The 18568-nt window shown below is 66.9% G+C and carries 21 protein-coding genes; 2 read left to right on the forward strand and 19 right to left on the reverse strand.

Going from position 1 to position 18568, the window contains the following annotated elements; translation table 11 throughout:
- From DKT77_RS01410 to DKT77_RS01450, 9 genes are read right to left on the reverse strand one after another with little or no spacing between them, the layout of a single operon-like run.
- Positions 1-504 carry a flagellar basal body-associated FliL family protein gene (locus tag DKT77_RS01410; protein ID WP_109809959.1) on the reverse strand — a complete coding sequence of 168 codons (504 nt, stop codon included), beginning with the start codon at positions 502-504 and terminating at the stop codon, positions 1-3.
- A 9-nt stretch (positions 505-513) separates the two neighbouring features.
- Positions 514-1236 carry a flagellar basal body L-ring protein FlgH gene (gene flgH / locus DKT77_RS01415; RefSeq protein ID WP_109809960.1) on the reverse strand — a complete coding sequence of 241 codons (723 nt, stop codon included), beginning with the start codon at positions 1234-1236 and terminating at the stop codon, positions 514-516.
- Between the two features lie 19 nt (positions 1237-1255).
- Complete coding sequence (gene flgA, locus DKT77_RS01420) at positions 1256-1690, reverse strand: flagellar basal body P-ring formation chaperone FlgA (RefSeq protein ID WP_109809961.1); 435 nt, start codon at positions 1688-1690, stop codon at positions 1256-1258.
- A 4-nt stretch (positions 1691-1694) separates the two neighbouring features.
- Entirely contained in the window at positions 1695-2480 is a 786-nt protein-coding gene (gene flgG, locus DKT77_RS01425; protein ID WP_109809962.1) for a flagellar basal-body rod protein FlgG, read from the reverse strand.
- Between the two features lie 10 nt (positions 2481-2490).
- Positions 2491-3207 carry a flagellar hook-basal body complex protein gene (locus DKT77_RS01430; RefSeq protein WP_109809963.1) on the reverse strand — a complete coding sequence of 239 codons (717 nt, stop codon included), beginning with the start codon at positions 3205-3207 and terminating at the stop codon, positions 2491-2493.
- Position 3208: 1 nt separating this feature from the next.
- Entirely contained in the window at positions 3209-3475 is a 267-nt protein-coding gene (locus DKT77_RS01435; protein ID WP_109809964.1) for a flagellar biosynthetic protein FliQ, read from the reverse strand.
- 3 nt (positions 3476-3478) lie between these two features.
- The gene (fliE, locus tag DKT77_RS01440) at positions 3479-3769 is read right to left on the reverse strand and encodes a flagellar hook-basal body complex protein FliE (RefSeq protein ID WP_109809965.1); all 291 of its coding nucleotides are present in this window, start codon (positions 3767-3769) and stop codon (positions 3479-3481) included.
- An 18-nt stretch (positions 3770-3787) separates the two neighbouring features.
- The gene (gene flgC, locus DKT77_RS01445; protein WP_109809966.1) at positions 3788-4180 is read right to left on the reverse strand and encodes a flagellar basal body rod protein FlgC; all 393 of its coding nucleotides are present in this window, start codon (positions 4178-4180) and stop codon (positions 3788-3790) included.
- A gap of 9 nt (positions 4181-4189) precedes the next feature.
- Positions 4190-4585, reverse strand: a complete 396-nt coding sequence (locus tag DKT77_RS01450) for a FlgB family protein (protein ID WP_109809967.1) — start codon at positions 4583-4585, stop codon at positions 4190-4192.
- A gap of 84 nt (positions 4586-4669) precedes the next feature.
- Here DKT77_RS01450 and DKT77_RS01455 point away from each other — a divergent pair, with 84 nt between their 5' ends.
- Both DKT77_RS01455 and DKT77_RS01460 read left to right on the forward strand, forming a co-directional pair.
- Entirely contained in the window at positions 4670-6052 is a 1383-nt protein-coding gene (locus DKT77_RS01455) for a FliI/YscN family ATPase (protein ID WP_109809968.1), read from the forward strand.
- Between the two features lie 108 nt (positions 6053-6160).
- Entirely contained in the window at positions 6161-9055 is a 2895-nt protein-coding gene (locus tag DKT77_RS01460; RefSeq protein WP_109809969.1) for an error-prone DNA polymerase, read from the forward strand.
- Between the two features lie 41 nt (positions 9056-9096).
- Here the strand turns inward: DKT77_RS01460 and DKT77_RS01465 are convergent, their stop codons facing one another.
- From DKT77_RS01465 to DKT77_RS01505, 10 genes are all read right to left on the reverse strand, one after another.
- Positions 9097-9933 carry an SHOCT domain-containing protein gene (locus DKT77_RS01465; RefSeq protein ID WP_109809970.1) on the reverse strand — a complete coding sequence of 279 codons (837 nt, stop codon included), beginning with the start codon at positions 9931-9933 and terminating at the stop codon, positions 9097-9099.
- Between the two features lie 134 nt (positions 9934-10067).
- Positions 10068-10196 carry a hypothetical protein gene (locus tag DKT77_RS21310; RefSeq protein ID WP_274520041.1) on the reverse strand — a complete coding sequence of 43 codons (129 nt, stop codon included), beginning with the start codon at positions 10194-10196 and terminating at the stop codon, positions 10068-10070.
- Between the two features lies 1 nt (position 10197).
- A complete protein-coding gene (locus DKT77_RS01470) occupies positions 10198-11499 on the reverse strand; it encodes a c-type cytochrome (RefSeq protein ID WP_109809971.1) in 1302 nt (433 codons plus the stop codon).
- On the reverse strand, positions 11496-12722 hold the full coding sequence (locus tag DKT77_RS01475; protein WP_109809972.1) for a formate dehydrogenase subunit gamma: 1227 nt from the start codon (positions 12720-12722) through the stop codon (positions 11496-11498). Before DKT77_RS01475 ends, DKT77_RS01470 begins: the two co-directional genes overlap by 4 nt.
- A 77-nt stretch (positions 12723-12799) precedes the next feature.
- Positions 12800-13393, reverse strand: coding sequence for a formate dehydrogenase FDH3 subunit beta (gene fdh3B / locus DKT77_RS01480; protein ID WP_109809973.1), 594 nt, complete (start codon positions 13391-13393; stop codon positions 12800-12802).
- A 14-nt stretch (positions 13394-13407) separates the two neighbouring features.
- A complete protein-coding gene (locus DKT77_RS01485; protein WP_109809974.1) occupies positions 13408-16320 on the reverse strand; it encodes a formate dehydrogenase subunit alpha in 2913 nt (970 codons plus the stop codon).
- Positions 16321-16425: 105 nt separating this feature from the next.
- Positions 16426-16620 carry a ubiquinol-cytochrome c reductase iron-sulfur subunit N-terminal domain-containing protein gene (locus DKT77_RS01490; RefSeq protein ID WP_109809975.1) on the reverse strand — a complete coding sequence of 65 codons (195 nt, stop codon included), beginning with the start codon at positions 16618-16620 and terminating at the stop codon, positions 16426-16428.
- Between the two features lie 80 nt (positions 16621-16700).
- On the reverse strand, positions 16701-17309 hold the full coding sequence (locus DKT77_RS01495) for a TorD/DmsD family molecular chaperone (RefSeq protein WP_109809976.1): 609 nt from the start codon (positions 17307-17309) through the stop codon (positions 16701-16703).
- Positions 17306-17980, reverse strand: a complete 675-nt coding sequence (locus DKT77_RS01500; protein WP_109809977.1) for a DUF3306 domain-containing protein — start codon at positions 17978-17980, stop codon at positions 17306-17308. Before DKT77_RS01500 ends, DKT77_RS01495 begins: the two co-directional genes overlap by 4 nt.
- Complete coding sequence (locus tag DKT77_RS01505; RefSeq protein ID WP_109809978.1) at positions 17977-18543, reverse strand: DUF3305 domain-containing protein; 567 nt, start codon at positions 18541-18543, stop codon at positions 17977-17979. Before DKT77_RS01505 ends, DKT77_RS01500 begins: the two co-directional genes overlap by 4 nt.
- Positions 18544-18568: the final 25 nt, after the last annotated feature.

Consider the following 18568-nt stretch of genomic DNA (forward strand, 5'->3'; position numbering starts at 1 on the left):
TCAGATCGCCTGCTTGACCATGTCAACGATCAGCACGTCGTGCAGGATCGGTCCCGCCGTTTTCTGGCCGATCTCGCGCAGCGCGCTGCGCAGCGCCTCGAGACCGAGATGGTTCAGGAAATTTCCCTGGAAACCGCCCATGTTGGCGTGATCGAACAGGACCCGCAGGAACGCGTCGCGCAGCTTCGGCTCCAGCCCGTAGATATCTTGCTGGCTGCCCTGGGTCACTTCGAGGCTGAGCGTCAGCACAACCATCGAGTCCACGTCGTTGTCCACAACCACCGGTACGACGAACTGGTTCGCCAGCTTGACGAACTCGGCCGGAGCGCCCGGTTCGGGCGGGAGGGCGTGATCCTCGTCGCCAGTCGGCGGGCAGAGCGCTGCGGCGTCGGCAGCCGCTTCGACCGTTTCGATCGGCTTCGGCGCTGGCTTGAGGAAGAACCCGGCGCCGACACCGGCACCAAGGCCCGCAAGGGCGAGGACGAGGGGAAGGAGCTTGCCCATATGCGCGCCTCAGAACGGAAGGATGATGTCGGAGATCTGCTGGCCCCAGCGGGGTTGCTGCACATCGGTGATCTGGCCGCGCCCACCATACGAGATCCGCGCCGAGGCGATCTTGTCATAGGTGATCTGGTTGGTTCGCGAGATGTCCTCCGGGCGGACGTATCCCGACACCAGCAATTCTCGGATCTCGAAATTCACACGCACCTCCTGCGAGCCCTCGATGCGCATCACGCCGTTCGGCATCACGTCGGTGATGGTGGCCGCGACGCGGAGGGTCAGCTTTTCCTTGCGGCGCACCGAGCCGTCGCCGTCAGATTCGCTTGACGAGGTTATCGAGACGGGATTCTCGGCAGACGCACCGTCCGGCATGTTCTGGCGCTGCGGGTAGCCGAAGAGTTGCGGCACATCCAGGTTCTCGCCCGCCGAACGGGAGCGCGAGGTGGAGTTGGATATCTCGGCCTTCTCGTCAATCTCGATCACCACGGTCAGGATGTCGCCCCGTTCGCCGGCGCGCCGATCGCCCAGCAGCGAATTGCGCGCCCCGGTCCATAGCGAGGCCTGGTCGACGATGCGCTGGCGTTCCAGCGAATTGGGCAGCCCCTGGACCGACATGGCCAGATGTTCCCGCCCGGCATCGTCCGGGCTGAAGGTGGGAGGTCTGCCGACGTGATCGAGCCGTCCGCAGCCTGCGAAGGTGGCCAGAAGGGCACAGGAGATCAGGATGGGTCGCATGGGTCCTCCGGGTGGGGTTTCAGGGTGCGACGGTCACGCTGCCGTCTCGGGCGACGCTGCCCGTCACGGTGTTGCGGGAAGTGAGGTTCATCACGCGGATGCGGTCGCCAGCCCCCCCGCGGTCCAGGGCGCGGCCTTCGGTCACGATGGCCAGTCCGGCATGGTGGTAGTTCAACACTACGATCTGGTTGCGTTCGACCAGCGCGGGCGGGCCGAGGTCCTGCGCCATGATCGGGCGACCCGCGTATATCGTTACGCGCGTTTCCATGCCGATCGCGGCCGACGGATCGCGAAGCGCCCCCGGTGTCGCCGTGTCCGCTCTGCCGAGGTCCACTGCGGTGACGACGGTCTCGCTGCGCAGGTTGCGCAGCGCGATCAGCGTGTCGGCCGCAGCAGCGGGTGACAGGACGGGCAAGAGGCTCAGCGCCAGGGCGAGGGGGCGTCGAAGGTCCATCGGGTCAGCGGATCTGCGAGGTGCTGGCCATCATCTGGTCGGCTGCGGTGATCACCTTCGCGTTCAGCTCGTAACCGCGCTGAGCCTCGATCAGTTCGGTGACCTCGCGCACGGCATCTACCGACGAATTCTCGAGATAGCCCTGGCGCAGCGTGCCAAGCCCGTCGGTGCCCGGGTCGGCGACGTTCGCCGGGCCGGAGGCTTCGGTCTCACGGAACAGGTTGCCGCCAAGTGCCTCGAGCCCACGAGCATTTGGAAAACCGGCGAGCGTGAACTGACCCAGCAGTTCAGCCTCCACCTGGTTGCTGAAATAGGCGTAGATCTCGCCGTCACCGTTGATCGACAGGCTTATCGCGTCGTCCGGGATCACGATGTCCGGCACAACCGGATAGCCGTCGGAGGTGACGATCTGCCCCTCGGCGGACCGTTTGAGCCCGCCGTCGCGGGTATAAGCCGCGCCGCCATCGGGCATCGTCACTTCAAGGTATCCGTTCCCCTCGATGGCGAGGTCCAGATCGCCGTTGGTCTGTGTGAGCGAACCCTGCGCCAGATGAACCGACACCGAAGTGGGCTTGACGCCGAGGCCGAGTTGCACGCCCGTGGGCACGACCGTGCCATCCGACGCGTTGATCGATCCGGGGCGCTGAAGCTGCTGGTAGTGCAGGTCCGCGAATTCGGCCCGCCGGGTGTTGTAGGCTGTCGTGCTCATGTTCGCGAGGTTGTTGGAAATCACCTCGACCCGCATCTGCTGGGCCGACATTCCGGTGGCGGCGATCTTGAGGGCGCGCATGGTTTGCTCCTTACTGTCCGAGCGTCTGGATGACGCCGCGAATGCGTTCGTCTTCGGTGGTCATCAGGTCGCGACCCCGTTCATAGGCACGCTGCACCTCGATCATCCTGGCGACTTCGAGCACCGGATCGACATTCGAGGACTCGAGGAAACCCTGCACCATGCCGACATTCTCCAGCGCGGCGGTGCCGCCGGCGGCCTCGAAGCGGACGCCGCCGACGCGGGTCATGGCGGCCGGGTCGAGCGCCTCGAAGACGCCGATCTGGCCGAGCGGCTGTCCGTCGCCGCCGATGGACCCGTCGCGCCCGATATGCACGTCTTGCACGCCTGGCGGCACGAAGATCGGCACTTCGCCGGGATCGAGCAGGAACGCCCCGTCGGACGCGGCCAACAGCCCCTCGGCATTGGGGTGGAAGCTGCCTGCACGGGTCAGCCTATTGCCCTCGGGTGTCTGCACCATGAAATACCCGTCGCCTTCGATGGCGACGTCGAAGGTGCCGCCGGTGCGGGTCAGCTGGCCCTGGCTGCGGTCGATCATCCGCGCGTTCGCGGTTGCCATGGACAGCGACGTGTTGCTGTCTTCCATCTTCTGCACGTATTCCGAGAAGATCAGCCCTTCCTTCTGGTAGCCCGAGGTCGCGGCATTCGCGATGTTGTGCGCGATTACCTGCATTTCCTGGCGCAGGCCGCTTTGGCGGGTCAGTGTCGCGTAGCTTGCGTTGTCCATGTCAGCCTCCTGCGATCAGGGGGATGACCGTGCTCTGGAAGAAGCTGGTCATCGTCTGGGTCATGAAGCCCATGCTCATCCAGAACACGACAATGATCGCGGCGAGCTTGGGCACGAAGGTCAGCGTCATCTCCTGGATGGAGGTGAGCGCCTGAAACAACCCGACCACCAGGCCCGCGGCGAGCGCGGCGGTGAGGATCGGGATCGAGATCACGACGGCGACCCAGAGCCCCTGGCGGAGCGTGTCGAAGAAGATCGCCTCGTTCATCGGTCAGACAGGCATCCGAAGGATTTCCTGGTAGGCCTCAACGACCCGGTCCCGCACGGTTACCGCCGTCTCGACGGCCAGCTGGGTCTGGGCCAGCGCCTCGACCAGCGCATGGGGATCGGCGCCGGTGGCCAGGGTGTCCTGCGCGACGGTATCGGTGGCCTGCAGTGTGCTGGCGAAATCGGCCAGCATCGCGCCCGCGGCCCCTGCGCCCGCGTCTTCGCGCGGAGTTGGATGGGTGGCGGGCTTCGCGCTGATGTAGGATTGAAGGGCGCGTGCGGATGAGAAATCCATTCTGGACCTCCTTTCAGGTTAGCGTCTGAGCAGTTCGAGCAGCGAAGAGGACATCTTCCGCGCCTGGTCGAACATCTTGAGATTGGCCTCGTAGCCGCGCTGCGCTTCGCGCGAATCGGCCATTTCGAGGATCGAATTGACGTTGGAGCCGGTGAAGTAACCGTCTGCATCCGCCATGGGGTGCGACGGGTCGTAGATCCGGTTCGCGTCCGATGTGTCGAGTTGAACCCGCCCGGTGCGGACCGTCCCGGCCGCCTCGCCCCGCCGGGCGGCGACTTCGAATGGCACGAGTTTGCGCTGGTATCCCGGCGTGTCCGCGTTCGCGATGTTTTCGGCCACGTGGCGCAGGCGCGTCGCCTGGGCGCGCATCCCGCTGGCCGAGATCGTCAGGCTCTGTTGCAGATCGCTCATGGTGGCCTCCTATCGTCCGCGCCCGAGGGCGGTGCGCAGCAGGTCCATCCCGCTGCGGTAGGTCGCAAGCGCAAGTTCATGCTGGTGCCGCACCGCGGTGGACTTGATCATCTCGGTTTCCAGCGAAACGGTGTTCCCGTTCGGAGAGGCGTCGCCGCGCGTCTCACGGCTGCGAGGTTCGGCGGTGGGCCCGCCGGGCGCCGCTGTCATGTGACCGTCGCGCGTGGCGCGCATCGGCGCCGCGGCGTTGCCCGCGGTGAGCTGTGCCGAAAACTCCGGAAGGTCGCGCGCCTGATAGCCGGGCGTATCGGCATTGGCGATGTTCTGCGCGATGACGGATTGCCGGGCCGCGGCATGACCGGCCAGCGCGGACGCCACCTTAAAGAATGCTAAACCATTGTACATCGGGGCTTCTCCCTCGATTTGCTTCAACCTTGGCTTAACTGCGATTCGTTTAGAAAGGGTTGTCCGCAACGCAGGAGACGCCCGATGACTTTTCCCGGCCTCGAAAACCTGACGGCCCGTATCGCCTCGATCCAGGCGGTGTTTCCCGTCGGGCGAGTGGTCGCGCTCAATGACCTCACGATCAGTGTGAGCGGCCTTGGCCGGACGGTTTCGCTGGGCGACCGCGTGCAGATCCGTAGCCGCAGCGGCGCGCTTCTGGGCGGAGAGGTTCTGCGTATCGATCCCATGTCGGTGGAAGTGCTTCCGTCGGATCCGCCGGCCGGGCTGTCGCTTGCCGACCCGGTCATGGTGCTGGGTCCTCCGAGGATCGCGCCCGATGCAAGCTGGATCGGGCGCATCGTCGACCCCGACGGCAAGCCGCTGGACGGCCGCCCGATCTTTCCCGGGACCGTGCCCGTGCCGCTGTCGCGAACGCCACCCGCCGCCGCGCGCCGCCGTCCCCTCGGCGCGCGAATCGAAGCCGGGATCGCCGCGTTCAATACCGTGCTGCCTGTGGTGAGCGGGCAGCGGCTTGGCCTCTTTGCGGGCTCGGGCGTGGGCAAGTCCACGCTGCTCGGCATGCTGGCTCGAAACCTCGATGCCGATGTGGTCGTGATCGCTCTGATCGGCGAAAGGGGGCGCGAGCTGCGCCATTTCGTCGACGAGGTGCTTGGCAAGGACGGGATGCGCAGGTCGGTTGTCGTCGCTGCGACCTCGGACCAGTCGGCGTTGCAGCGGCGGCGTTGCGCGCTCAGCGCCATGTGCGTGGCCGAGCATTTTCGCGACCGCGGCGCGCATGTGCTTTTCATTGCCGATTCGATCACCCGCTTCGCGGAGGCGCATCGCGATGTCGCCCTGGCTGCCGGAGAGGCGGCCGGGCCGGGCGGCTTTCCGCCCTCCATGCCGCACCAGATCATGGCCCTTGCGGAACGGGCGGGCCCGGGCATTGCCGGTGCAGGCGACATAACCGGCATCTTCAGCGTGCTGGTTGCCGGATCGGACATGGAGGGGCCGGTGGCCGACACGCTGCGCGGTGTGCTTGACGGTCACGTGGTGCTGGACCGGAAGATCGCGGAACGGGGCAGATACCCGGCGATCGACCTGCTGCAATCGGTCTCCCGCAGCTTGCCCACCGCGGCCACGGAGGTGGAGAATACGCTGATCTCCGAAGCGCGCCGCCTGCTCGGTGCCTATGACAAGGGCGAACTCATGATCCAGTCCGGTCTTTACGCGGCTGGGGCGGACCCGGTGACCGACAAGGCAGTGCGATGCTGGGGGGCGCTTGACGGGTTCCTCGGGCGATGCCGCCGCGAAAGCGTGTCAGACAGTTTCCGCGCGCTTGCCAATGCCGTGGAAATGCCCGACGCCGTGCCGCCCTCCGCGGCGGGCGGACCGGACGAAGTGGTCCGTGCGCAAGCCCCGGGCTGACCGGGGCTGCTGGACGGCGGTTGTCGGCGGGTCGTGCTGCTGCCCCTTCGCTGTGGAACAAAAAGTGAATATACTGCGGGCATCCCAGAAGGGAATCGCCCGCAGCCGATGTTTGCCGAGCTTGACGTCACTTCCAACTTCACCTTCCTTACCGGGGCCTCGCATCCCGAGGAATACGTGCAGCGCGCGGCCGAGCTTGGCCTGGCGGCGATCGCGGTCACTGATGACAATTCGGTGGCGGGGGTGGCGCGGGCCCATGTCGCTGCGCGCGATATCGCGCGGGATGTCGCGGCCCGGGCAGTGTGTGTCGCGCGTGACGGTCCCGTGGGGCCGCCGCTGCCACCCGGTCATCCGCACCGGCCCGATCCGATCCTGACCTGCGCGCCGCGCCTGGTGCCCGGGGCTCGGCTCTGCCTGCGGGAGGGGCTGCGCGTGACGGCCCTGCCGCGCGACAGGACCGGCTGGGGGCGGCTGTCGCGGCTGCTGTCGCTGGGGCGGCTGCGTGCGCCAAAGGGTGCCTGTGAGCTTGTGCTGGAGGACCTGTGCGAGCTTGGCGAGGGGCTGGAACTTCTGCTCCACCCGCCACGCGTTCTGCCGGTGCCGCGCGGCGCGGGTGGATGGTGGTCACAGGCGCGGCACCTGACGCGCCGCTTCCCTGATACCGTCTCTCTGGTCATGGCACCGCGCCATGACGGGCGGGACGGCGCGCATTTCGACGCGCTTGAGGCGCTGGCCCGCGATCTCGGCGTGCCCACCGTGGCCAGCGCCGCCCCGGTGATGCATGTCGGCCGCCGCCGCCCGATGGCGGATGCGCTAACCGCCATCCGCACCGGTACCCCGGTCGAGGAACTGGGCCGCACCGCACTGTCGAACGCCGAACACCGGCTGCGCAGTGGCACCGAGATGGCCCGGTTGCTGGGCCCGCATGGCGCCGCCGCCCTGCGCGCGGCCGCGCTGGCGGATCGCTGCCGCTTCTCGCTCGACGAGTTGCGCTACGAATACCCGTCCGAGGTGCTGGGCGACGAAACCGCGCCGGACCGGCTGGCCCGCCTTGCCCGTGAAGGATTGGCGCGCCGCTACCCACGCGGCGCCCCCGAGAAGATCCGCGCGCAGATGCGCCACGAACTCGCCCTGATCGACAAGCTGGGCTATGCTCCCTACTTTCTCACCGTGCAGGACATCGTCGCCTTCGCCCGCGCGAAGGGCATCCTGTGCCAGGGGCGCGGCTCGGCGGCCAATTCCGTGGTCTGTTTCGCGCTCGGCGTGACTTCGGTCAGTCCCGAGATCGGCACGATGGTGTTCGAACGCTTCGTGTCCGAGGCCCGGAACGAGCCGCCCGACATCGACGTGGATTTCGAACATGAACGCCGCGAGGAAGTGATCCAGCACATCTACGATCGCTACGGGCGGCACCGCGCCGGGCTGTGCGCCACGGTCATCCACTATCGCGGCAAGCGCGCCGTGCGCGAGGTCGGCCGCGCCATGGGCCTGAGCGAGGACACGGTCGCGGCGCTGGCCGGGCAGATCTGGGGCTGGGGGAGCCCCGGCATGACCCGCGCACGCCTGGCCGAGATCGGTCTTGACCCGGACGATCCACGCCTCTGCCTGACGCTGGAACTGGTGGCAGAAATCCAGGGCTTCCCGCGTCACCTGAGCCAGCATGTGGGCGGCTTCGTCATCACCGAGGGACGGCTGGACGAGCTTGTCCCGATCGAGAACGCCAGCATGGACGGCCGCACGGTGATCTGCTGGGACAAAGACGACATCGACGCGCTCGGTATCCTGAAGGTCGATATTCTCGCGCTGGGGATGCTCAGCTGCCTGCGCAAGGGGTTCGACCTGATGGCGCGGCACGGGCTGGCCCGACATGACCTTGCGTCGCTGCCACAGGAGGACCCGCTGGTCTACGACATGCTGGGCCGGGCCGACAGCCTCGGGGTGTTCCAGGTCGAAAGCCGCGCACAGATGAACTTCCTGCCCCGGATGCAGCCGCGCTGCTTCTACGATCTCGTGATCGAGGTGGCCATCGTCCGCCCCGGCCCGATCCAGGGCGACATGGTCCACCCCTACCTGCGGCGCCGCAACGGCGAGGAAGCCGTGCGCTTCCCGTCGGACGCACTGGGCGCGGTGCTGGGCAAGACGCTGGGCGTGCCGCTGTTCCAGGAGCAGGCGATGCAGATCGCCATCACCGGTGCGGGCTTCACTCCCGACGAGGCGGATCGCCTCCGCCGGTCGCTGGCCACGTTCAAGAAGCACGGCAACGTGTCCGAGTTCCGCGACCGGTTCCTGCGCGGCATGGCGCGCAACGGCTATGACCGGGATTTCGCCGAACGCTGTTTCAGCCAGATCGAGGGCTTCGGCAGCTACGGCTTTCCCGAAAGCCATGCCGCCAGCTTCGCGCTGCTTGTCTATGCCTCGGCCTGGATGAAATGCCATCACCCCGGCATCTTCGCCTGCGCGCTTCTCAACAGCCAGCCGATGGGCTTCTACGCGCCCGCCCAGATCGTCCGTGACGCGCGCGCCCATGGCGTGACCGTGCTGCCGGTCTGCATCAACGCCAGCACCTGGGACAACACGATGGAACCCTCGGACGATGGCGGACTGGCCCTGCGGCTTGGCTTCCGGCAACTCAAGGGCCTGCGCGAGGATACGGCCGACTGGATCGAGGCGGCGCGCGGCAACGGCTATCGCGGCGTGCAGGACGTCTGGCGCAAGGCCGGTGTACCGCCCCGGCAGATCGTCGCGCTGGCCGAAGCGGACGCCTTCGCATCGCTTGGCCTGTCGCGCCGCGAGGCGCTGTGGCAGGCGCGGGCGATCACCGCCGAGAAGCCGTTGCCGCTGTTCGCCGGGGAACTGGACGGCGAGGGCGGGTCGGAACCCGCCGCGTACCTGCCGCGCATGACGCTTGGAGAGGAGGTCGTGGAGGATTACACCGCCATGCGGCTGAGCCTGCGGGCCCATCCCGTGGCGCTGCTGCGCGCGGCGCTGACGCCGGGGCCCTGAAGGCCGGGCGGGGCGCGCGGTTTGCCGACCGCGCCAATGGCCTAGAGGCGGGACAGAAGCTCGGCCTTCTTGGTCTCGTAGTCACTGTCGCTGAGAATGCCCTTGGCATGAAGGTCGGCGAGTTTCTCGATCAGGGAGAAGACTTCGTCGCTGCTCATGGATGGTGCGTTGGCCTGCACCGGCTGGGGGGCGGTCTGCGGCTCTGACTGCGGTGCATCGAAGGAGGGCGCTGGGGCCTGCGACGGCCCGCCTGGCGACACCACCGGCAGGTCTGCCACGCGCACCGTGCCGTACTGGCTGGTGAAGGTGATCGACTGGTCGCCACCCTGCTGCTGCGAAAAACCGCCGATCTGGTGATCGCCGATGTCATAGACGGTGATCTGGCCATTCAGGTCGATCGCCAGTCGCCGCGCCTGCGGGAACACCGCGTAGCGCAGGTTGTTCTGCGACCCGGTCGAGGACGGCTGGCCAAGCTCCGCAGGCCAGGACGACCCACCGCCATACCCGACTTGCACGCTGAAGCTGGTGCCGCTGCCGAAGCCGCCCGAGGACTGGCTTTGCGACTGCCCTTGGGACGAAGCATAGGCAGGTTTCGGCGCGGGCGGGAACATCTGGTTCTGCGCCAGTTGCGACGAAAGCTCGCCGCAGATCCCGGAGACGGTGAATTTCAGCCCGTTGTTGAACATGTCGCCTACCATCGTCATCCCGCCGGACGACCATTGGCCCATCCCGCCAAGTTCGGGATGCGAGAACTGGGCCTGCGTGCCGCCGCCGTTGTTGACCGCGACGAGCAGCGTGATCACCGCGTCCTGGCTGACGCCGTAGCGGTTGGCGATGTCGGCGACGACGGATTGGGCATAGGGCGTGAGCGGCTGCATGGCGGGGCCTTTCGGGCGTTGACGCGCGGGGGCGACTCCCCCTCGGTTGACCGCAGCTACCACACGGCGCCCTGTGCCGCCACCGTTGCCCCGCGCATGGCCGCCATGTGTGCCCGGCGGCGCTGTCGCGCCCCTCAGTCGAGGCGGACGTTGCTGCCGGTGGTCTGTTCCTGGGCCGAGAAGCCGGCGAATTCGGTAAGCCCGTAATCGGCCAGTACCGCGATCAGTCCTGCCGCGACAAAGGCCAGAAGCATCGTTTTCATGTCAGTCTCCGGTTGGGGCTGTGGCCCGGCGCAGGTAGTCGATCAGGTCGGTCCGGTCAGTCTGCTCCGTGATCCGCTGCATCGGCATCTTGCTGCCGGGAATATAATGGTCCGGCCCTTCGTCGAACAGGGCATTGATCGTGGTTTCCGACCACACGATGTCGGACCCGCGCAGGGTCGCCGAATAGCTGTAGTCGGTCACGGTGCCCGCGGGTCGCCCGAACAGCCCGTGCAGCGTCGGCCCGGCACGGCGGGCGGAGCCGGGGGTGAGCGTGTGGCAAATGGAGCATTTTCGCGCGAACTGTCGCTCGCCGTTGCTCATGTCGGCCGGGTCGCGCAGGTAGGCTGGTGTTTCCGCCGCCATCTGGCCATGCGCGTCCAGCGTGTCGAGCGGCCAGGAATAGACCACCGGGTCCAGCCCCGCCGCGTGAATATTACCGCCATCGGGTGAGAACGCGAGCGCCCAGATGGGCCCGCGTTCGGTGGCGCGGAAATCGCGGGCGATGCGCCAGACGTCGGTGTCGATCACCATGATGTATCCCTCGCCATCCCCGATGGCGAGCCGGTCGGCCCGCTGGCTGTACGCCATGGCGAGGATCGGTCGCCGGTCCAGCGTGAAATCGGCCAGCGGCGCGTCGGCGGCAAGGTCGAGCACGCGAGTCACGCCATCCACCGCGCCATAGGCGAGCCAGCCGTCCGCCGCGTTCAGCACCAGGCGGTTGATCCCGAAGCCGTGGCGCAGAACCAGCCGCCGCTCGGCCCCGGCCTCGACATCCCAAAGGCGGAGCGTGCCGTCGGCGGAGGCGGAATAAAGGTCCCCGTCCGGCGTGAACACGACCGCGTTGACTCCGGCCTCGTGCCCCTTCAGGCGGCGGCTTTCGCCGGTGGCCAGGTCGGTCAGCCCGATGCTGCCGTCCCAACTGGCCGAGGCCACAAAGCGCCCGTCAGGCGACAACGCGAGCGCCGCGACCTTGCCCGCATGGCGTGTCAACTCTCGGCTGGTGCCGGCGGCGAGATCCCAGAGCCGGACGCCGAAATCATCCCCCGCCGACACCACGCGGTCCGGTCCGGCGAAGGTCAGCGCGTTCACCGCGGCGCGGTGCCCGTCCAGCCACATCGGCACACCGCCGTCGGACCATACGCCCACGGCATTGTCGAAGCTGGCCGTGGCGATCCGGCCGGTGTCCGCGGCCACGGCGATGGCCATGACAGGGCCGCCGTGCCCCTTCAAGGTGAAGAAATCGCCCGCCTGGGCGGTGGCCGCGCTCAGCAGGGCAAGCGCGGCCAGACCGGCGCGGGTCATTCGGCCGGGGTCGCGCTTGCCTTGCCGGGGGCGGAACGCGCGCGCTCTTCCATTTCCTTGACCCACAGGCCGTGGTGTTCGCGGGCCCACTGTTCCTCGACCTCGCCGCTGCCCATGGCGTCGAAGGCGCCCTCCATCCCGATGGAGCCAAGATAGATATGCGCCAGGATCATCGCCATGAAGACGAAAGCCACGATCGCGTGCCAAGCCTGTGAAAGCTGCATTTCCTGGTGCGGTGCAAGGTCGGTCGGAAGCACGCCAAGGCCGACCCATTGGGGCAGTCCGGTGTCGTTGAGCAGCGCGAAGGTCTTGGCGAACATCGGCAGTTCGAACGGGAAGAGCAGCGACAGGCCCGAGGCCGAGATCGACAGCCCCAGCACCACGCAGCCCCAGAAGATCATCTTCTGGCCGGCGTTGAACTTTCTGGCCGGCGGATGCACGCCCTTGGAAAAGAGCCCGCCTGCGACCGCGAGCCATTTCAGGTCGTGGCGGTTCGGGATGTTGTGCAGCGTCCACATCACGATGATCATCACCAGCCCGAGCATGAAGGACCACGCGACGTTGTTGTGAACCCACTTGCTGGCCAGCGCGAGCGTGGCGAAACTTTCCTTGCCGAACAGCGGGATCATCACGGCACGCCCGAAAAGCGAGATCAGGCCGGTCAGCCCGAGCACGATGAACGAACCCGCGAACAGCCAGTGCCCGAAGCGTTCGACGCTGGTGAAGCGGACGATGGTGCGGCCGGTCTTGCGTCCGTCGATGCGGATACGCCCGCGCAGCAGGAAGAACACCGCGAGCAGGGCCAGCGTGCCGCCCAGAAGCCATGCGCCATAGGTCGCCAGCGGCCCTTCGCGGAACATCAGCCAGCCCATGCCGGCATCCTGAACCAGCACTCCGGCCGCGTGCCCGCGTGCCTGGGTGGTCACGTCAGCCTGGTTGAAGCGCAAATCGCGCCAAACGTCGCTGTCGGACAGGCCGCCCAGCGGCGAAAGCTGCGGCGCTGCGGTGCTGGGTGGCGCGCCGGTGGGAGCGGTCATGCGGAAGCTGTTGTCCACTTTCAGCCCTTCCTGGCGACGCAGGATGTCTTCGAGCGTGGTGGCACCGCCGGTTGCGGCGCGCGGGTCTTCGACGGCCGTTTCCGATGGGGCAGCCGTATCCTGGGCCACGGCCTGCAGTGCCATGAAAGCCGTCAGGATCAATCCGAGAATGGGTCGAATCAGCATGGTTTGGGTCCCTGTTGGGGTGGAACGAAAAGGGCGGCCCCGCGAAGAGCCGCCCGATCTGGTCCGTTCAGGCGATCTCAGCCGCCTTTTTGATCGTATGCCGTGCCCCAGCCCCATGCGCCGGAACCGAACCCGCGCGCGACGACACGCTCACGGTAGATGCCGGACACCACGTCGCCGTCACCGGCCAGCAGCGCCTTGGTGGAGCACATCTCGGCGCAGATCGGCAGCTTGCCCTCCGCGATCCGGTTGCGTCCGTACTTGGAGAACTCGGCGTTGGAATGGGTCTCTTCCGGGCCGCCGGCGCAGAAGGTGCATTTGTCCATCTTGCCGCGCGATCCGAAATTGCCGGCCTGCGGATATTGCGGCGCGCCAAACGGGCAAGCGTAGAAGCAGTAGCCGCAGCCGATGCACAGGTCCTTGGAGTGCAGTACCACACCGTCCGCGGTCTGGTAGAAGCAGTCTACCGGGCACACCGCCATGCAGGGCGCGTCAGAGCAGTGCATGCACGCGACCGAGATGGATCGCTCGCCCGGATCGCCGTCACCGATGGTGACGACGCGGCGGCGGTTGATGCCCCAAGGCACCTCGTGCTCGTTCTTGCACGCGGTGACGCAGGCGTTGCATTCGATGCAGCGTTCGGCGTCGCAGAGAAACTTCGCTCGTGCCATAGATGTTTCCTCCCTTACGCCGCCCAGATCTTGCAGAGAGTGGCCTTGGTCTCCTGCATCTGGGTCACGCTGTCATAGCCATAGGTTTGTGCGGTGTTGGTCGATTCGCCGAGGACATACGGGTCGGCACCATCCGGGTACTTGTCCCGCAGGTCCACGCCTTCCATGTGCCCGCCGAAGTGGAAGGGCATGAACGCCACCCCTGCGCCGACGCGGTTGGTGACCATCGCCATGACCTTCACCTTGCCGCCTTCCGGGCCTTCGACCCAGACCTGCGATCCGTCGCGAATGCCCAGATTGTTGGCGTCGCGGGTGTTGATCTCGACGAACATGTCCTGCTGAAGTTCGGCCAGCCACGGGTTCGAGCGCGTTTCGTCTCCGCCCCCCTCATATTCGACCAGGCGGCCGGAGGTGAGGATGATCGGGTATTCCTCGCTGAAATCGTTGGTCTGGATCGACGCGTACATCGTGGGCACGCGCCAGAACTTCTTGTCCTCGTAGGTCGGGTAGTCGGCCACGAGGTCGCGTCGGTTGCTGTAAAGCGGCTCGCGGTGCAGCGGAACCGGATCGGGGAATGTCCAGACCACGGCGCGCGCCTTGGCGTTGCCGAAGGGCGCACAGCCATGCGCGATCGCCACGCGCTGGATGCCACCCGACAGGTCGGTCTTCCAGTTCACGCCGCCGACCTTGTCGGCACCGCCGGCCACTGCTTCGATGCTGGCGCGTTCCTCCGCGGTCAGATCGCCGTCCCAGCCCAGATCCATCAGCATCTGCATCGTGAATTCCGGGTAACCGTCCTGGATTTCCGACCCGACGGAGTACACGCCGTCGGCCAGCAGGTTGTCGCCGTCGCGTTCCACGCCGAAACGGGCGCGGAAGGTCAGGCCGCCCTCTGCCACCGGCAACGACATGTCATAGAGGTTGGCGGTGCCGGGATGGTTCATCTCGGGCGTGCCCCAGCACGGCCACGGCATGCCATAGAAATCGCCGTCGGCCGGGCCGCCAACCGCACGCAGCGTGGTGCGGTCGAAGGTGTGCTGGTTGGCCATGTGCAGTTTCAGACGCTCCGGCGACTGGCCGGTATATCCAATGGTCCACATGCCGCGGTTGAATTCGCGGGTCACGTCCTCGATCATCGGTTCGTCGCCATCCATGGCGATGTTGCGGAACATGCGGTCCGCGAACCCGAACTTCTCGGCGAACATGTGCAGGATCTTGTGATCCGTGCGCGATTCGAACAGCGGATCCATGACCTTGTCGCGCCACTGGATCGACCGGTTGGATGCCGTGACAGAGCCGCGGGTTTCGAACTGTGTGGTCGCCGGCAGCAGGTAGACGCCGTCGGTACGGTCCTGCATCACGGCCGAAACAGTCGGGAACGGATCGACCACGACCATCAGGTCGAGCTTCTCCATCGCCGTCTTCATTTCCTTCTGCCGCGTCTGGCTGTTGGGCGCATGGCCCCACAGAACCATCGCACGGGTCGGGTTCGGCTGGTCGAGGTTTTCCTTGTCTTCCAGCACGCCGTCGATCCAGCGCGACACCGGGATGCCGGTGAAGTTCATCATCTGCCGGTCGGTGCCATCGGATTCCGCGCCGGGCATGACATCGAACCGGGCTTTCAGCCAGTCGAGGTCCTCTTCCCAGACGCGCGCCCAGTGGGCCCAGGACCCCGGCGCGAGGCCGTAGTAGCCCGGCAGCGTATCCGCCAGAACGCCGAGGTCGGTCGCGCCCTGCACGTTGTCGTGGCCGCGGAAAATGTTGGTGCCGCCGCCCGCGACGCCCATGTTGCCCAGCGCAAGCTGGAGCACGCAGTAGGCGCGGGTGTTGTTGTTGCCGTTGGTGTGCTGGGTGCCGCCCATGCACCAGATCACGGTGCCGGGACGGTTGTTGGCCAGCGTGCGCGCGACGCGCTCAAGCTGGCTGCCGGGTGCGCCGGTGACGCGCTCCACCTCTTCGGGGGTCCAGCGGGCAACTTCTTCCTTGATCTGGTCCATGCCCCACACGCGGGTGCGGATGAACTCCTTGTCTTCCCAGCCGTTCTCGAAGATGTGCCACAGGATGCCCCAGACCAGCGCCACGTCGCTGCCGGGCCGGAAGCGGACGTATTCGTCGGCGTGGGCCGCGGTGCGCGTGAAGCGCGGATCGCACACGATGACCGGCGCGTTGTTCTGTTCCTTCGCGCGCAGAACGTGCAGGAGCGAGACCGGATGCGCTTCGGCGGGGTTGCCGCCGATGATGAAGATCGCCCGGCTGTTGTGGATGTCGTTGTAGCTGTTGGTCATGGCGCCGTAGCCCCATGTGTTCGCAACGCCCGCAACGGTGGTGGAGTGGCAGATCCGCGCCTGGTGGTCGACGTTGTTGGTGCCCCAGTAGGCGGCGAACTTGCGGAACAGGTAGGCCTGCTCGTTGTTGTGCTTGGCGGAGCCGAGCCAGTAGACGCTGTCAGGGCCGCTTTCGTCGCGGATCTGCATCATCTTGTCGCCAATCTCGTTGATCGCCTGGTCCCAGCTGATGCGGACCCATTCCCCGTTTTCCTTTTTCATCGGGTACTTGAGACGGCGTTCGCCATGCGCGTGCTCGCGGACGGCGGCACCCTTGGCGCAGTGGGCGCCGAGGTTGAACGGGCTGTCCCAGCCGGGTTCCTGGCCGATCCACACACCGTCGCTGACCTCGGCGACCACGGTGCAGCCGACCGAGCAGTGGGTGCAGACCGATTTGACCGTTTGAACGGCGCTGGCGGCTGCTGCCTGGGCGTTGGCGCGGGTGACGGTGCCGCCCGTCGCCCCGATCGCGGCGAGGCCGCCGATGGCAAGCCCGGATCCGCGCAGGAATGCGCGGCGATCGAAGGACGTACGTGCCATATCCGACAGCAGGCCTGTTCTTTGTGCGGAGCGCGGCGCCGCGTTCGTCTTTTTCTTCAGCATGTCTTGTCTCCCTGGCTGGCGGGGCGGGGCCCTGCGCGCTGGGTTGTTGAAATCAAACGGCGGCGTCGGGCATCGGCCCTCGCCGCGCGAGACAGGGGCGTCCGGTCAGAACCGGGCGCTGTCGAGATAGGCGCGGGTGTGCGCGGTGTCCTGCAACAGGACCTCGCCGGTGGGCCCGGCAGGGGCCGCGTCGGCCTGCGTCGCGCCAAGGCTGGCTGCGGCGACAGCGGCCGGGGCCGAAACGGATGCCAGTTTCAGAAAATCGCGACGGCTTGCGCCCTCGGGGTTCTTTTCGCTCATGATGTCCTCCCTTCACGGTGCTGCGCGCGGGCAGCGATAGGTATACGATGACACATCGGTCAGTTAAAATCCATTGGCCGTCAGTTTCCCTGGCCCAGCCTGAACGCTTCGCGTTCAATGTCCATGAACAGTCGTCCTATCGCACCGACGGAGCCATAGAGGACTGAATTACTTGCACTTTCCAGATCGGAAAAGAAGTGTCCGGCCCATGGGCCGACATGCCGGTTCCAGAAGGTGCGCTGTGTCTCCAGTGTCGCAGGGGCGCCGAAGCTTCCCGCGATCATTCCGCCCATCATCTCCATCAGCGAGGCGATGTTGTCCTCGGGTTCGTAGACGTTTGGTGCGCGGGTGATGCCCTGCGCGGCCATGTCCCGGCGCAGCGTCGCCAGGGGCTTTTCGTTCAGGAAGCCAGTCAGATAATAGCTGGCGTAGGGCAGCAGTTCCCCGCGGCCGAGACCAATGAAAAGCTTGGTGAATTCGCGTTCAGCCGCCTTGGGAGAAGTGACCCGCGCGACGTTCGCCAGCCCGGCGATAGCCTGCCCCATCTCGCCTGTGTCGCCTTGCAGCGCGGCCGTCTGGTCCAGCAGCGCCTGGTCCGGCGGGCCGGCCAGCAGTGCCGACAGGAAGCCATAAAGATCCGCGCGCAGGCGGTCTTCCTCGGTAATGGCGGCTATCGGGTCTGCGGTCATGTGGTAGTGTCCTGGGGTCTGTCGCCGGGCACGGCATCGAAGACGAAACGCATCCGGCGGCGCGGGGCCGGGGCGGCGGCTTCGGCCGTTCCGGGGTCCTGTTGGAGTCTTGTCGGAGTCCCGCGAGAGTCCTGCGCGGTGTCCGGTGTGTCGTTCGAAACGCCCTCTGGCTCGGGCCGGGGCGATGCACCGTGTGCTCCGTCGGGTGTTGCAGCGGCCATCGCGGTTTCGGGCGCGCCTTGCGTTGGCGGCGCTGTCTCGGCGGGGGTGTCCGCTTCCAGCGCCTCGCGGACGATCCCGCGTCCGACCTTGTAGGCGGTCTTCATAGCGGAGCCGGTGACTGCGGCGATTGTATAATCGTCGTCGTAGTCGTTCAGCCCGTCCACGCAGGCAAGCACGGGGTTCGACCCCCAAAGCCGCCGCAGCGCACGCCTCCGCAGCCGTTCCGGCACCTGCCGTGCCATGAACACGGAAAAGTCGTCGCCCTTACCAAGCGTGTCCGGGTCCGGCAGCTTGAGTTCCGCCAGCACTTCGTCATCGGGCATCGCTTCGAGCCGGGCCTGCTGTTCGGCTTCGGTCAGTTCCACTTGCGCGGCCTGCTCGGCGCGCTCCGCCTCGGCGACACGGGCCTTGCGACGGGACCAGAAGTCGGATGCGTCGGTGCGGGTCATGGCGTACGCACCTTCCGGGCACTGCCCGGCGACCGGTACACGTCGGCGGCCTGTCGGATGCGCGGGTCGCCGCGACCATCCTCGGCCCCGTCTGTACGCTGCTTGTTGCGCCGCCGCTTCACGAACGGATCTTCCTGGTGATGCGCGTCGGTGAATTCCCGCACCCAGGCGACCAGCCCCGGCGGCATCGCGATCTTTTCCACCAGTTCTTCGCCGCTGTCGGCGTAGTCCTGCGCCTCGAACGGGGATGCGGTGATGACATGCACGTCGAAGGGGATGCCGTCGGTGCGGTCGGTCTGACGCAGCACGGCCCAGACGCTGGGCGGATGGTCGGCGAGCGTCACGCGGTAAGCTTCGGTTTCGGCGGCCCAGATCGTCAGGGGGCGGGTCGCGGCGTGGTATTCCACCGCGTCGCCTTCGCGGCGCAATTCGGCCCAATCCGCGGGACCGGCCCCCGGCACCACCCCGACCGCGCGCCAAGCCCATGCCGCCCAGCGGGTCACGCCGGGCGTGCGCCGGACGATCAGCCCGACGGGAATGGAGCGATGGATCGCGCCGGTCATTGCGTGGATTTCCCCCCAGGATGCG

This window comes from Meridianimarinicoccus roseus (assembly GCF_003172915.1).
In the GTDB taxonomy this organism is placed as follows: domain Bacteria; phylum Pseudomonadota; class Alphaproteobacteria; order Rhodobacterales; family Rhodobacteraceae; genus Meridianimarinicoccus; species Meridianimarinicoccus roseus.